We start from the raw sequence: 12,991 nt of genomic DNA, 5'->3' as shown, positions 1-12,991 counted from the left end.
ACTCAAGACTCCTCACAGCAGGATGATGACGAAGGATCATCCCAATGTTCGATTAACCGACAAATCGTATGTCCATCCGGCGTACCATCGGGCATGTCCTGCCAGGTGGACAATGCCGACACCATCCGCGCCCGCAACTTCTGCAACTCCGAAATCTCCCGCTCAACCTCCGCCAGCCGCTGCTGGAACACATCCCGAACCATCGGGCAGGGCGAATGATGATCGTCCGCCTGCTCCAGAATCTGCCGTATCTCCGGCAGAGAAAACCCCAGCTGCCGTGCCTTGCGGGCAAACCGCAACCGTCGCAGATCCTCGGCATCGTACTGCTGATAGTTGTTGTCCGGATTGCGAGTAGGGCGCAACAAACCCTCCCGGGTGTAAAACCGGACGGTATCCGGGTTAACCCCGGCGGCGGTGGCGATTTCTTTGACTTTCATGGTGCCGAATCCCCCAACGAGCATGTGGGTGGATGGGAGACTTGTTCAGATGTTTCGGAGTGTTGGTGTGGGTGGCGCTTCCGAAAATGTTCGTAGCCATGGATGGCGGAGACAAGCGTACAGGGAAGTACTTGCAGCGGTTTTCGGAAGCGCCACCCACACCGACACGGCATTCTCCCAAATCCACAGAACAAGACTAAAACCTGTGACCAACTCACAGGTCAAAGGTTTTCGGAGAGAATATCAGGAAGAAGAGTTTTTCGAACGCAGAAACACACCGCATGATTTGCACTGATCCGGCGCCATCAGCTTCGCCTGCCAGCCAATTTTCACGCCACAGGCAGGGCACCTCAGCCGCAATTGCAGAACCACAATCGGCGCCACCAGCAACGCCAGCAACACCCCCAGCGACCCCCAGTCATCGCCGGACGACAGCCCCAACTGACTGCTGAACACCAGCACCACAATCAACGCCACAAACGCAAACACAAAATAATTTCGGTTCCACCGCTCCCAGCGGCGAAGCTGTGCATCCTGCTCCGAAGTCAGATATCTGGCCGACATAACGCTCTCGTGACAAACCGTTGAAAGTGAAGTGTGGAGTTCTGGCCCGGTAATTACAAACCGGAACCGACGGGCAGGCCCGGGATCAGAATACCCTCGGCCAGTGCGCGCTCAAGATCGGCCGCCGGAATCGGCCGGCTGATCAGATAGCCCTGGGCCAGATTGCATCGGTGCGCTTTCAGGAAGTTCAGTTGCTCCTCCGTCTCGACGCCTTCAGCCACTACCTGAATGCCCAGGTTGTGGGCCAGATTGATCACCGCCCGGGTAATCACCGCATCATCGTGGCGCTCAGTGACGTCGGTAATGAACGACCGGTCAATCTTCAGCAGGTCGACCGGGAAATCTCTCAGATAGCCCAGAGACGAGTAACCAACCCCGAAGTCATCAATCGCCAGATGCACACCCAGCTGGTGCAGCTGGGACAACTGATTGAGGTTGTGCTCGATGTTCTGGATAAAGATTTCCTCAGTCAGTTCCACCTCCAGCCGGGACGGATCCACTGCCTCCGATGCCAGGGTTGAACGGATATGGTCAATCAGGGAATCGTCATCCAGTTCGCGGCCGGACAGGTTCACCGCGACTCTCAGGTGCTCACAGGGCGTGCCTTTCCAGCGCGCCAGTTGACGGCAGGCGGCCAGTACCACCCAGCGGCCGATCTCGGTAATCCGGCCGCTTTCCTCAGCCAGCGGAATAAACTCCACCGGAGGCAGGAGCCCGCGAACCGGGTGTTGCCAGCGAATCAGCGCCTCGACACTGTTGATCTGGCCGGTGTCGAGATTGAGCTGGGGCTGGAAGTAAAGCACGAATTCATCATTAGCCAACGCCTGGCTCAGGTCACGGTCCAGCTCAAGACGCAGCACTTCGCGGTCCTGCATGCCCTCGGTATAGAACTGGTAGGTATTACGGCCCTGCTCCTTGGCCCGGTACAGGGCAATATCGGCATTGCGTAACAGTGTATCCGCGTCCAGACCACTCTGGGGGTAAACCGCCACACCCATGGTCGCGGTAATACTGTGAGCCTCGCCCTGCACCTCGAACGGCGCGGCGAAACACTGCTTGATCTGGCCCAGCAGGTGAATCACATCGTCAATGTCATCGACCTGCTGCTGACACACCATAAACTCGTCACCACCGGAGTAGGCGACCAGTACCCGCTCATTGCTCAACCCGTTCAGGCGTTCAGACACCTTGATCAGAAGCTCATCCCCGAACTGATGCCCAAGGGAATCGTTAAGCATCTGGAAGCGGTCAAGATCCAGCATCACCAGGGCGATCTGGCGCAGCTGTCGATCGGCAATGTTGATGGTATGCGCGAGGTCTTCCATGAAGAAGCGGCGATTGGCCAGACCCGTGAGGGTGTCGGTCGACTCCAGCCGTTCCAGGTCCACCTGCATGGCTACTCGCTGATCGATTTCCTGTTCCAGCTCTTTACGGGTTTTGAGCAGAGCCTGGTTGCGTTTCAGGATGAGTTGCACCAGCAGGGTAGTAAGGCTGGTGAGCAGGCCCATCAGAAGCAGGCTTGTAAAGGTCATGGTAGGCCAGCTGCTGCGCTGGCCTTCGACCCACTGTCTCGAAGGCGTGAGTGTCAGTGACCAGTCCAGGGACGGCAGGTTGATCGGTACGGTGTGGTTCAGCGAGTTATCAAGGTCCGACGAGGTGTTCAGCAGATAACTGGTCTGGTCACTCTGGGTGATGGTGACCTGAAACTGTTCAAGGACCCGCCGGGTCAACATTTGCTCTGCCAGCGTATTCATTCTGAAAACGCCAGCCATGAAACCGTTATTGGCATCACCCCGCCCGACAGGATGATAGATCACCAGACCCTCTCCGCCCTGTCGGAGGTCAATGATGCCGGAAATATCGTACTGTCCGGAGGCTGCAGCTCGCGATAGCGCCGCTCGCCGCTGTTCATTGAAGGCGACATTGAAACCGATGACATCGTTGTTGCCGCTCAGGGGTTCCAGCCAGCGGATGATGTAGTTGCGGTCAATCCATTCAATGGCCTGGTAAACCCCGAAGTCTCTCAGATAATTGCGCGCATCCTCACGCCAGAGCGCCTCGGTCTGGGATGGATTGGCCTGCATGCGCATGGCCATACGACCGATGGCATCGAGGTGCACCATGAATTCGCGCTCAAGGTTGTTGGCGAGCGCTCTGGCTTCATTGCTGAGATTGGTCTGGATCTGGTGGGTATTCTGCTGGATCAGGCCAACCCGGAGCCCGGTGGCAATACCCAGAAACACCAGGAAGATCAGAACCGGGAAAACCGGGCTCATCAGCGCGCGTACGACCAGTCTGATGGATGTCTCGGGTTTCGCCACATTATGCTCCGGTGTGGTTGGCTTCGGGTGCACCTGATTTAACGGCAGGCACGGCCAGATTATGAGTGATTTGCAATGGTTTTGGCCATTAGCTGTTTAACTCGGCCTTCCAGAGAGATACCGAAAGCGCCATCCGGCAGCGGCGCCTTGATTTCTCTGGCGGGGCCGTCCGTGGTGGTCTGGCTGCTCAGGTCCATTACCCGGGGCGTGATCGGATGTCTGTTGTTATCCAGCAAAATCTCCACTTTCGGCTTTAACTTGCGTCCCGGGTGGGTGCTGACCACCAGGGCCACTTCACCGGTATTCAGTTCCACCAGACTACCGGGGGGATAAATCCCGATCATCCGGATAAAGGCCTCCACCATGTCGGCATCAAACTGCTGAGCACGATTTTTATACAGGATGCGAACGGCATCGGCGGGTGACATGCCGTCACGGTAACAGCGGTCGCTGGTCATGGCATCGTAGGCGTCAACAATGGAAATCAGGCGGGCAAACCGGCTGATCTGCCACTCGGGCAATTGTTGTGGATAACCCCGGCCGTCGATACGTTCATGGTGATGCAGGGTCACATCGCTGATGATCGGGTCTAGGCTTGGATCCTGTTTCAGGAGTTCATGGCCCAGGGTGGTATGTTCCCGCATCACCTCATATTCCCGGGGGGATAACGGCCCGGGTTTGTTGAGGATCTCGTCCGGTACCCGTAACTTGCCGATATCGTGTAAGAGCCCGCACATGCCGGCCACTTCCAGGTCATCCTCGGGCAGGCCCAGGAAACGGGCAAAGGCCACGGTAAAAATGGCGACGCGTAAACAGTGTTCGGCGGTGTAGGCGTCCCGGTGCTTGATCCGTGCCATCCAGAACATGGCACTGGCGTTGGCTTTGACACTGTCCACGCAGGACCGGATCAGTGGTCGGGCAGACGCCAGCTCCAGATCGTTGTGCTGCTCGATGTCCCGGATCACCTTCTCCACGAATTGCTGGGTTCGGCTCCAGGTGTCAGCAGCCCGGGGCAGTTCCTGTTCGAGCGTGCGGGTTTCTTGCAGGGGTTCGGTGGTACGTTGCTTCAGGTGGGGAATCTGATCCAGAACCGGGGCCAGCCTTTCGGCCTCATCCTCGACCACGACCCAGGCGCAATACTGGCGCAGTACCCGGGCTTCGGCCTCGGTCTGCAGGGTGAAGCCCTGGAACAGGACCGGCACTTCGGTCCAGGGGCGGTCAAGCTTGACCACTTTCATGCCGGACTGAAGCAGGTCCACAGGCAGGCGCACCCGTTCCAGTACAACGTCTGCAGACGCCTTGGGGGTGCTCTGAACATCGCGGCCTTTAGCGGCTGCTCTGGATTTGCCTGGTTTACTTCGGAACCACATGGCCCTGCCAGTCTTCGAATTATTGTTCAAAGAGTATGTCAGACTGTCGCAATTGGTAACAGTTACGATCTGAAACTGTGATCTGGCTCTTGATCCAGCTCAGCTCCGGTAGCCGGTTCTCAGGCCAGCTACCGCAATGCAGGCAATCGGCAGGGGCGGGAAAGGGTGTTCAGCGATTGGCCGGGGTGCGCAGGCCGTGCCGTGGAATCTCCTGCTTGGGACAGCGATCCATCACTACCGTCAGGCCGGCGGCTTCGGCACGCTGGGCGCCGGTTTCATTGATCACGCCGATCTGCAGCCAGAGCACCGGAACCTTCTGCTCAATGGCCTGGTCGATTACCGCATCGGTACGCTCAGGAGCCAGGAAAAGTTCCACCATATCCACTGGCTCTGGAAGTGTGGCGAGATCTGTGTAGACGGTTTCGCCCAGAACCTGCTGACCGGCCAGGCGCGGGTTCACCGGAATCACCCGATAGCCCTGGTGCTGCAGGTATTCCATCACTTCATGGGAAGGCCGGTTGGTCTTCTCGCTGGCACCCACCAGGGCGATGGTATTAACCGATTCCAGGATCTCCCGGATCTGTTCGGGGCTGTTGCTGGGCATGATGCAGATTCTCCTAGTCGCGACTGGCTTCCAACGTCACGGAAACCGATTCCGCATAACGTAGCGCATGGGGCTTGTCGATTTCTACCTCGGCCCAACGCACGGCGCCATGTTCCATGACGATGGTCAATACTTCGTGGGTCAGGCGCTCCAGTAAGGCGAACCGCTGGCCGTCCACATGGGCGATAATCTGCTTGGTAATGGTGCGGTAGTTGAGCGCAGCAGAGATTTCATTGCGCTCGATGGCCTCCGAGGCATCGTAGGTCAGGCAAACGTTAATCACCACATCCTGCTGGTTGTTGATCTCTTCTTCCTTGATGCCGATATAGGCGCGCAGAAGAAGGTTCTTGATCTGGACACGGGCCAGTGGCTTCTGGGCGTTTGCCATAACAACTCCCTGGGGTCAGTCGGATATCAGCGGTTGCTTGAGATCAGGTTCAGGAACTCGGTCCGGGTTGCCTGGGATTTGCGGAACTGCCCGAGCATCATGGAGGTTTTCATGCGCGAGTTCTGCTTTTCGACGCCGCGCATCATCATGCACATGTGCTGGGCTTCAATGACCACCGCAACGCCCTTGGCCTGGGTAACGCTCTCGATGGCCTCGGCAATCTGCCGGGTCAGGTTTTCCTGAATCTGTAACCGGCGGGCATACATGTCGACAATGCGGGCAAACTTGGACAAGCCCAGCACCTTGCCCTGGGGCAAATAGGCGATGTGGCACTTGCCGATGAAGGGCAGCATGTGGTGTTCGCACATGCTGTACAGCTCGATGTCCTGAATCACCACCATTTCGTCCATGGCGGATTCAAACACGGCGTTATTGACCAGCTCTTCAAGGTCCTGCTGGTAGCCGCGGGTGAGGAACTGCATGGCCTTGGCTGCACGCATGGGCGTATTCTGGAGGCCTTCTCGATCCGGGTCTTCGCCCAGGCCCTGGATAATGGTGCGGTAGTGATCGGCCAGATCATCAAGGGGTAGAGACATAATCGATTCCGGTTTGGGGTGTCTGAAAAAGGCCAAAGCTTAAGGCAATTCGCCGGGTATCTCCATGGTTTACGTCTGTGGCCCTGAAAAGGACCACCGCACAGGACGCCAAAGGCGATATGGCTCCGGCAGCAGCTTTGCACTAAAGTGTGAGGGTTTCGGGTACGGTCATGGATTGCACATGGAACAGGTGATACCGGGTTCAGAAGTGGCGGCGTCTGGTCGCCAGGACACATTTACGCTGGAAGCCTGGCAGCAGGCTGGCAAATGGTTCAGTTACGAGGGCCACGCCATCTTCAGCCGCATGGGCGGGCAGGGGGAGCCGCTGGTTCTGCTGCACGGTTTCCCGACCGCGAGCTGGGACTGGAGCCGAATCTGGCCCATGCTGGTGCGCGAGCATAACTTGCTGACCCTGGACATGCTCGGTTTCGGCTTTTCCGACAAACCGCTGCACTATTCCTACAGTATCGAAGACCAGGCGGATCTGATTCAGGGCTGGATTGAGGGGCTGGGCCTTGAGCGGGTGCACCTGTTCGGACATGACTACGGCACCACGGTCGTACAGGAATTGCTGGCCCGGGAGCAGGAGGGCGAGCTGTCGTTTGCCATCAGCAGTGTCTGCCTGCTAAACGGTGGCCTGTTTCCGGAAGTTCACCATCCCCTGTTTATCCAGAAGATTCTGCGCAGCCCCCTGGGTGGCCTCATTGGCCGGGGCCTCAGCCGATCGCTGTTCGAACGCAACTTCCGCCGTCTGTTCGGGCCGCGTAATCCGCCGGGCCGGCAGGACATGGACGACTTCTGGCATCTGCTGAACTACAACAACGGCCGGGGCGTGCTGCATCGCCTGATTCAGTTCATGGAGGAGCGTCGTTGTCACCGCAACCGCTGGGTCGGAGCGTTGCAAAAGGCGGAGCAGCCCATGCGACTGATTTCCGGTGGTGCCGACCCGGTGTCCGGCGCCGCCATGGCCCGGCGCTATCGGGAGCTGATCCCTCAGGCCGATGTGGTGATGTTGCGCAATGTTGGGCATTACCCCCACTTTGAGCAACCCTGGGATGTCTACAGCGCCTACAGGGAGTTTCGCAAGGCGCGCTAGCCAGCTCAGGCCGGTGTGGTGCCGCCGGTGGCCGGGTCTGCCATTGGCGCCCGATCCAGGATGTCCTCCTGGCTGGCGAGCCTGGGAGCGTTCACCACCTGATTACGGCCACGGGATTTTGCTTCATACAGGGCCTGGTCTGCCCGGTTGAGCCAAACCGACCAGGTCTCGCCCTGGGTAACTTCCGCCACACTGGCACTGGCGGTTACCCGGATGTCGTCCAGGAATGGCCGGGCGCTGATGCTGGTCAGCAACTGGTGCGCCAGGGTGTCGGCGTCCTTCTGCCGGGTTTCCGGAAGCACGACCATGAATTCTTCGCCGCCGATACGGAACAGCTGATCACTCTCCCGCAGGCGCTTGCGTACCCGCAGCGCCATTTCCTTGAGTACTTTGTCACCGGCCAGGTGGCCCCAGCGGTCATTGATGGTCTTGAAGTAATCCAGGTCGATCAGCACCAGACTGGAGACCCGCTCATAGCGTTCCCGCATCTGAATCTGGCTGTTCAGAATGTCGGCCAGCTGGGAGCGGTTCAGGCAGCCGGTCAGTGGATCGGTTGTCGCCAGGCGGGTGAGCTCGGCCTGCAGGCGCCCCACCAGCCAGGCAAAAATCATGGCAAACAGGCAGCTGAGACCGAGTGAAAAAGTGATACGCCAGAAGTCCGCCTCCGGAAACTTGAAGAAAGACACCACCGCCATGACCGACACAAACACGATATTGCAGAAAATGGCTTCACGCAGGGGCAGCAGGAAAAACAGGGCAATGGCGGCGGGATAGGCCCAGTAGAGGCCGGCGTGGCCATTGATGAGGGTGGAATAGGCTGCGCATACCACGGCCAGTATGGGGAACAGCCGGCCCTTGAAGAAATAGGTACTGCGAAAACGCAGGAACGCGATCACCAGGGCAGCGTTCAGGCAGAACAGGATAAGCAGGGATGACAGTAAAATGTTGCCATTTTGCCACTGAACCATGACCAATGGCGCGACGGCAATGAAAGCCCAGATGTGCAGGTGATAGACCAACTGCCGCTTGAACCCGAGAACAGCCAGGGTCGGGTTGGTTGCCAGGGTATTTGGCGAGGCAAATAGATTCACAGCCTACTCCCGCTGTTCATAACCGGCATGTTTCCGTTTGTAATCGATGGCTCAAGTCTAGCACGGAGTCCCGCGAGCGAAAGCAAAAACCACGGATTGACGGTATTCGCAAAAACTATTCTGGAGACATTTGTTATTCAGAATATACATGGCCGTCATGAATTCTGTTCAGTTGGCCACCTCCGGTCGGTCGGATACACTCGCCGGACATTTCAGGGGAGAAAGGAATGACTGCTATTCACAGCCGGAAGCCCGCACTGACCATCCGAGCAGGACGCCGGGCTTTGCAGCGCCTGCAGCAAAAACCGCTGGGGCCCGAAGATGTTCACGTGATTCCGGGGGCAGCCGGTGGCCCGAAGGCGCTGGGAATCAGTGGCCTGGACAAGGCCATTTTTGGTGACTGGTTGCCGCAGGCTCCCCAGGAAAGGGCTCTGATCGGATCTTCCATCGGCAGCTGGCGGTTTGCCGCCATTGCCTCTTCTGATGATCCCAAGGCCCAGTTGGCCCGCCTGGCCGAGCTGTACACCAGTCAGCGATTTGCCAAAGGCGTCAGCGCTGCGGAAATCTCCCGCAAAAGCATACTGTTTCTGGAGGAGCTGCTGGGGGGGCGGGAAGACTTTCTGCTCAGCCATCCCTGGTACCGGTTGAGCATTGTAGTAGTGCGGAGTCTTGGCCTGTTGCAACACGATACCCGTGGCAGGCTGAGCCTCGGGTTGATGCGGGCCATCAGCGCCAACATGGTCAGCCGCCGGCACCTGGGTCGTTTTATGGAACGTGGCATTGTGCACGATGCCCGGAGCCGCGCGCCGGTCTCAAGCCTGGTGGATTTCCCCAGTCATGAAGTGCCCCTGAGCCGGGATAACCTGTTGCCGGCCCTGCTGGCGTCCGCTTCCATTCCTCTGGTGATGTCCGGAGTCCGCAATATTCCGGGCGCGCCAGAGGGTGTATACCGGGATGGCGGACTGCTCGATTATCACCTCGACCTGCCTTACCAGCAGCCTGGCATTATCCTCTATCCGCATTTTACGGATCGTGTGGTTCCCGGCTGGTTCGATAAAACCTTGCCCTGGCGTCGGGGCGATGCCAGTCGACTGCAGGATGTCGTGCTGGTATCGCCGTCACCGGATTACCTGGCAACCCTGCCGGATCGCAAACTGCCGGATCGAAAGGACTTCGAGAATTACGTCGGCGATGATGCCGGTCGCGAACGAGCCTGGCGTCGAGCGATCTTGGAGAGTGACAGGTTGGGTGATGAGTTTCTTGAGCTGGTTGAGAGTGGGCGGCTGCTGGACCGGATTCAGCCCTTGTGAGTCGCTGGTAGATCGCGCTGGCCGTCTATGCGGGCCCTAGTCCGGCGTAGCACTGAGCCGAAAGCCGGTAATGCCGTGGACGGGATCCTTGATGGGTTTCAGGCGCAGACATACCCGCACTGGCCGGGCGTCCTCGGCCCCGATCAGTGCCAGGTCGGTTCGGGTCAGGTCTTCCTCGCTGCGGGCGCTGTCCAGGCTTTCCCGGAACCGGCTGCGGTCTTGTTCGGATACCAGTTGTTCAAACGGCTGATCGGTCAGGTCGGAGGGCGCGCGACCGAGCACGTCGGCAATCTGGGCGGACACAAACCCAATGCGTCCCTGGTGATCCAGTTCGACGATTACCGCTCCGCCCAGCCGGACCAGATCCCGGCTTCTTGCTTCGCTGTCGTTCAGCGCATGCCGGAGCACAGACTTCTCCACCTGCAGATTGGTAATCTGTTGTTGATTGCGATCGAGTTGTGCCTGTTGCTGCCGGATTCTGGCATTGCGGATGGCCAGTCGACGGCAGGCGACCAGCATCAGTAAGGCTGCGAGTACCGAGATACCGGCACCTGCAGTAAGAATCTGCCAGCGCGCCTGGTTCGAGGCCCGGTCTATCCACCCTGCGCTGGGCGTGGTGGTGACCATCCAGTGCCTGCCGGGCAGTGTCAGCTCGGTACGCAGGGCCTCGGAATCCCGGGGCTCGTCTACGTTGCCGAGCTCCAGCACAGCCTGTTTGGTGTGTCTGGCGAGAGTATCGATTCGAAGCTGCAGGCCCTCGGGCAGATCTGTCGCCAAAGCTGAGGTTAGCGATGCAGGCAATTGCTGCCCCGGCGTGTGTTGTAGTCGGGCTGCGATCGTCGCAACCAGAGCCTGATGCCTGGCATGGTAGGCCTCAAGACCAAGGTCAGCGATAGTTCGCGCCAGGGTGTTGGCCAGTGCCACTGACACCAGTATGCCGATACCCAGGATAACCCCAGGCATCCAGAGACCCGGCCAGAGCCGGAATCGGGTGCCGGGTGTGTTACGAAGGTCGCTGTCCATGCTGGTGTGCTCCCGCGAGGCATTTGCTGCTCGGATACCGCCTAACTTTAGACCAGCAATACCGGCCCGGCAATTCAGGCGCCGCCCTGTGCTGACTGGTGGCGCGGACGGTCAGTGCCGGCTCTGGCGGGCACCTGCATACACCATCAGGAACACCAGAAATGCAGTGACCACCACCGATGGTCCGGCCGGCGTGTCCAGGTACCAGGACAGGGTCAGTCCGCCGGACACCGCCACCACCCCGAAGACCACTGCCAGGGCGGTCATGTGTTCGGGATTGTGGGCCAGTCGGCGTGCGGTTGCGGCCGGAATAATCAGCAGGGCGGTAATCAGCAGGACGCCGACAATCTTCATGGCCACCGCAATCACCAGCGAAAACATCAGCATCAACGCCAGCCGCAGGCGTTCCACCGGAATCCCTTCTACCCGTGCCAGTTCCTCATGAATGGTGCTCATCAGCAGGCCGCGCCAGAGCAGCGCCAGCAAAGACAGGACAAAGGCGGCGCCACCGTAGATCCAGACCAGATCCTGTCGGGTCATGGCCAGCAGATCGCCAAACAGCAGGCCGGTCAGGTCCACCCTGACATCCGGCATGAAGCTCAGGGTTACCAGGCCAATGGCCAGCGCGCTGTGCGCCAGGATGCCGAGCAGGGTATCGGTAGCCAGGGTGCGGGTCCGGGACAGCAGCACCAGGGCCAGCGCAATGAGCACACAGGTAATCACCACACCCAGATTCAAAGGCACGCTGATCAGAAAACTAAGCGCGATGCCCAGCAGGGCCGAATGGGCCAGTGTATCTCCAAAATAGGCCATGCGACGCCAGACTACGAAGCAGCCAAGGGGACCGGCCACCAAAGCCACGCCCAGGCCGCCGAGCAGCGCCCGCCAGAAGAAGTCGCCCAGCACCGCATCAATGATGGTCATGGCTGCAACCTTCGTGGGCGTCCGCGGTAGAGACCACATCGCCATGGAGGTTATGGCGATGGTTGTGATGGTGGTGGTAGACCGCCAGAGACTCGGCAACCTGATGACCGAAGGTTTCCACAAAAGCCGGGTCCTGGGAAATATCCTCCGGATATCCGCTGCAACATACGTGCTGATTAAGGCAGATAACCCGGTCTGTGGCCGCCATCACCAGATGCAGATCATGGGAGATCATGATGATACCGCAGTGCAGCTCATCCCGAAGCTGGCGAATCAGATCGTAGAGTGTGGCCTGGCCATTGATATCGACCCCCTGGGCGGGTTCGTCCAGCACCAGCAGATCGGGTTTCCGGGCCAGTGCCCGGGCGAGCAGCAGTCGTTGTTTTTCGCCGCCGGACAGGTGGTGGACGGACGCATCCAGTAGATGCGCGACCCCGGTCCTTTCCAGCGCTGCCTTGCAGTCTGACAGTGCACGTCCGCTGAGCAGCATGAAGCGCCGGACACTCAGTGGCAGAGTGGGCTCCAGAGTCAGGTGTTGGGGTACGTAACCGATCACCAGGCCGGGCGCCACCGATAATTGACCGCTGGTCGCCCGCTGAATCCCCAGAACGGTTTTGATCAGCGTGGTTTTGCCGGCACCGTTCGGGCCGATGATGGTGACGATATCGCCCCGGCTCACGGTCAGGTTGACCCGATCAACCACTGGCCGGTCGTCAAATGCCACCGTAACCTGTTCTAGCCGGACCAGGGGGTCAGTCATTCGTTTGCTCCCCCTGACAGCGAGGGCAGAGACCAGCCACTTCGAGGGTAACGTCGTCAGGAAGGAAGGCTTCCGCGCGCGCCGCGGATTCGATGGCCTGATTGAGTTCCGGCATGGCCAGTTCCAGCACCGTGCCGCACTGTCGGCAGATCAGAAAAGTACCGCGATGATGTTCACCGGCATGGGCACAGCCGACGAAGGCGTTGAGCGAGGCAATCCGGTGAACCAGTCCATGTTGAAGCAGAAAGTCCAGGGCCCGGTAGACCGTGGGGGGGGCTGCGTTATGTCCATCCGAGGACAGTTTGGCCAGAATATCGTAGGCGCCCAGCGGCTTGTGGGATTGCCAGATCAACTCCAGTACCCGTTCACGGATCGGAGTCAGGCGGGCGTTTTCATCGCGGCAGATGGCATGGGCATCGGACAACGCCTGGGCGACACAGGCCTGATGGTTATGGGGACGGTAGGGAAGTGCGCGTTCCGGCATGGCGTGGATCCTGCAAAATTTGC

At 59.2% G+C, this 12,991-nt stretch carries 14 protein-coding genes; 2 read left to right on the top strand and 12 right to left on the bottom strand.

Annotation, left to right across the window (positions count from 1 at the left end; genetic code table 11):
* Nucleotides 1–2: 2 nt before the first annotated feature.
* The 7 genes from C7436_RS11770 to folE form a co-directional block, all read right to left on the bottom strand.
* Nucleotides 3–437, bottom strand: a complete 435-nt coding sequence (locus C7436_RS11770; RefSeq protein ID WP_014423036.1) for a MerR family transcriptional regulator — start codon at nucleotides 435–437, stop codon at nucleotides 3–5.
* A gap of 243 nt (nucleotides 438–680) precedes the next feature.
* On the bottom strand, nucleotides 681–1,001 hold the full coding sequence (locus tag C7436_RS11765) for a hypothetical protein (protein WP_121207953.1): 321 nt from the start codon (nucleotides 999–1,001) through the stop codon (nucleotides 681–683).
* A gap of 53 nt (nucleotides 1,002–1,054) precedes the next feature.
* Nucleotides 1,055–3,322: a putative bifunctional diguanylate cyclase/phosphodiesterase gene (locus C7436_RS11760; protein ID WP_121207952.1), complete on the bottom strand. Its 2,268-nt coding sequence runs from the start codon at nucleotides 3,320–3,322 to the stop codon at nucleotides 1,055–1,057.
* Between the two features lie 59 nt (nucleotides 3,323–3,381).
* Entirely contained in the window at nucleotides 3,382–4,692 is a 1,311-nt protein-coding gene (locus tag C7436_RS11755; RefSeq protein ID WP_121207951.1) for an HD-GYP domain-containing protein, read from the bottom strand.
* 169 nt (nucleotides 4,693–4,861) lie between these two features.
* On the bottom strand, nucleotides 4,862–5,296 hold the full coding sequence (locus C7436_RS11750) for a CoA-binding protein (protein WP_121207950.1): 435 nt from the start codon (nucleotides 5,294–5,296) through the stop codon (nucleotides 4,862–4,864).
* A 13-nt stretch (nucleotides 5,297–5,309) separates the two neighbouring features.
* On the bottom strand, nucleotides 5,310–5,684 hold the full coding sequence (gene folX, locus C7436_RS11745) for a dihydroneopterin triphosphate 2'-epimerase (protein ID WP_014423006.1): 375 nt from the start codon (nucleotides 5,682–5,684) through the stop codon (nucleotides 5,310–5,312).
* A gap of 26 nt (nucleotides 5,685–5,710) precedes the next feature.
* Nucleotides 5,711–6,280: a GTP cyclohydrolase I FolE gene (folE, locus tag C7436_RS11740; RefSeq protein WP_011787185.1), complete on the bottom strand. Its 570-nt coding sequence runs from the start codon at nucleotides 6,278–6,280 to the stop codon at nucleotides 5,711–5,713.
* Nucleotides 6,281–6,461: 181 nt separating this feature from the next.
* On the opposite strand from folE, the gene C7436_RS11735 reads away from it, so the two are divergent.
* Complete coding sequence (locus tag C7436_RS11735; RefSeq protein WP_170155433.1) at nucleotides 6,462–7,376, top strand: alpha/beta fold hydrolase; 915 nt, start codon at nucleotides 6,462–6,464, stop codon at nucleotides 7,374–7,376.
* A gap of 5 nt (nucleotides 7,377–7,381) precedes the next feature.
* On the opposite strand, the gene C7436_RS11730 is transcribed toward C7436_RS11735, so the two are convergent.
* A complete protein-coding gene (locus C7436_RS11730; protein WP_121207949.1) occupies nucleotides 7,382–8,467 on the bottom strand; it encodes a GGDEF domain-containing protein in 1,086 nt (361 codons plus the stop codon).
* Between the two features lie 227 nt (nucleotides 8,468–8,694).
* On the opposite strand from C7436_RS11730, the gene C7436_RS11725 reads away from it, so the two are divergent.
* Nucleotides 8,695–9,777 carry a patatin-like phospholipase family protein gene (locus C7436_RS11725; protein WP_121207948.1) on the top strand — a complete coding sequence of 361 codons (1,083 nt, stop codon included), beginning with the start codon at nucleotides 8,695–8,697 and terminating at the stop codon, nucleotides 9,775–9,777.
* Nucleotides 9,778–9,813: 36 nt separating this feature from the next.
* On the opposite strand, the gene C7436_RS11720 is transcribed toward C7436_RS11725, so the two are convergent.
* The 4 genes from C7436_RS11720 to C7436_RS11705 all read right to left on the bottom strand — a co-directional run bounded on the left by C7436_RS11720 (nucleotide 9,814) and on the right by C7436_RS11705 (nucleotide 12,968).
* The gene (locus C7436_RS11720; RefSeq protein WP_121207947.1) at nucleotides 9,814–10,800 is read right to left on the bottom strand and encodes a PAS domain-containing protein; all 987 of its coding nucleotides are present in this window, start codon (nucleotides 10,798–10,800) and stop codon (nucleotides 9,814–9,816) included.
* Between the two features lie 111 nt (nucleotides 10,801–10,911).
* Complete coding sequence (gene znuB, locus C7436_RS11715; protein WP_041655189.1) at nucleotides 10,912–11,724, bottom strand: zinc ABC transporter permease subunit ZnuB; 813 nt, start codon at nucleotides 11,722–11,724, stop codon at nucleotides 10,912–10,914.
* Nucleotides 11,711–12,484 carry a zinc ABC transporter ATP-binding protein ZnuC gene (gene znuC, locus C7436_RS11710; RefSeq protein ID WP_022991335.1) on the bottom strand — a complete coding sequence of 258 codons (774 nt, stop codon included), beginning with the start codon at nucleotides 12,482–12,484 and terminating at the stop codon, nucleotides 11,711–11,713. The genes znuB and znuC overlap by 14 nt, the downstream gene beginning before the upstream one ends.
* The gene (locus tag C7436_RS11705) at nucleotides 12,477–12,968 is read right to left on the bottom strand and encodes a Fur family transcriptional regulator (RefSeq protein ID WP_011787178.1); all 492 of its coding nucleotides are present in this window, start codon (nucleotides 12,966–12,968) and stop codon (nucleotides 12,477–12,479) included. Before C7436_RS11705 ends, znuC begins: the two co-directional genes overlap by 8 nt.
* Nucleotides 12,969–12,991: the final 23 nt, after the last annotated feature.

Source organism: Marinobacter nauticus (assembly GCF_003634635.1).
Classification (GTDB): Bacteria; Pseudomonadota; Gammaproteobacteria; order Pseudomonadales; family Oleiphilaceae; genus Marinobacter; species Marinobacter nauticus.
Note: the sequence above shows the minus strand (reverse complement) of the source record. Positions and strands in the feature narration are given on the sequence as shown.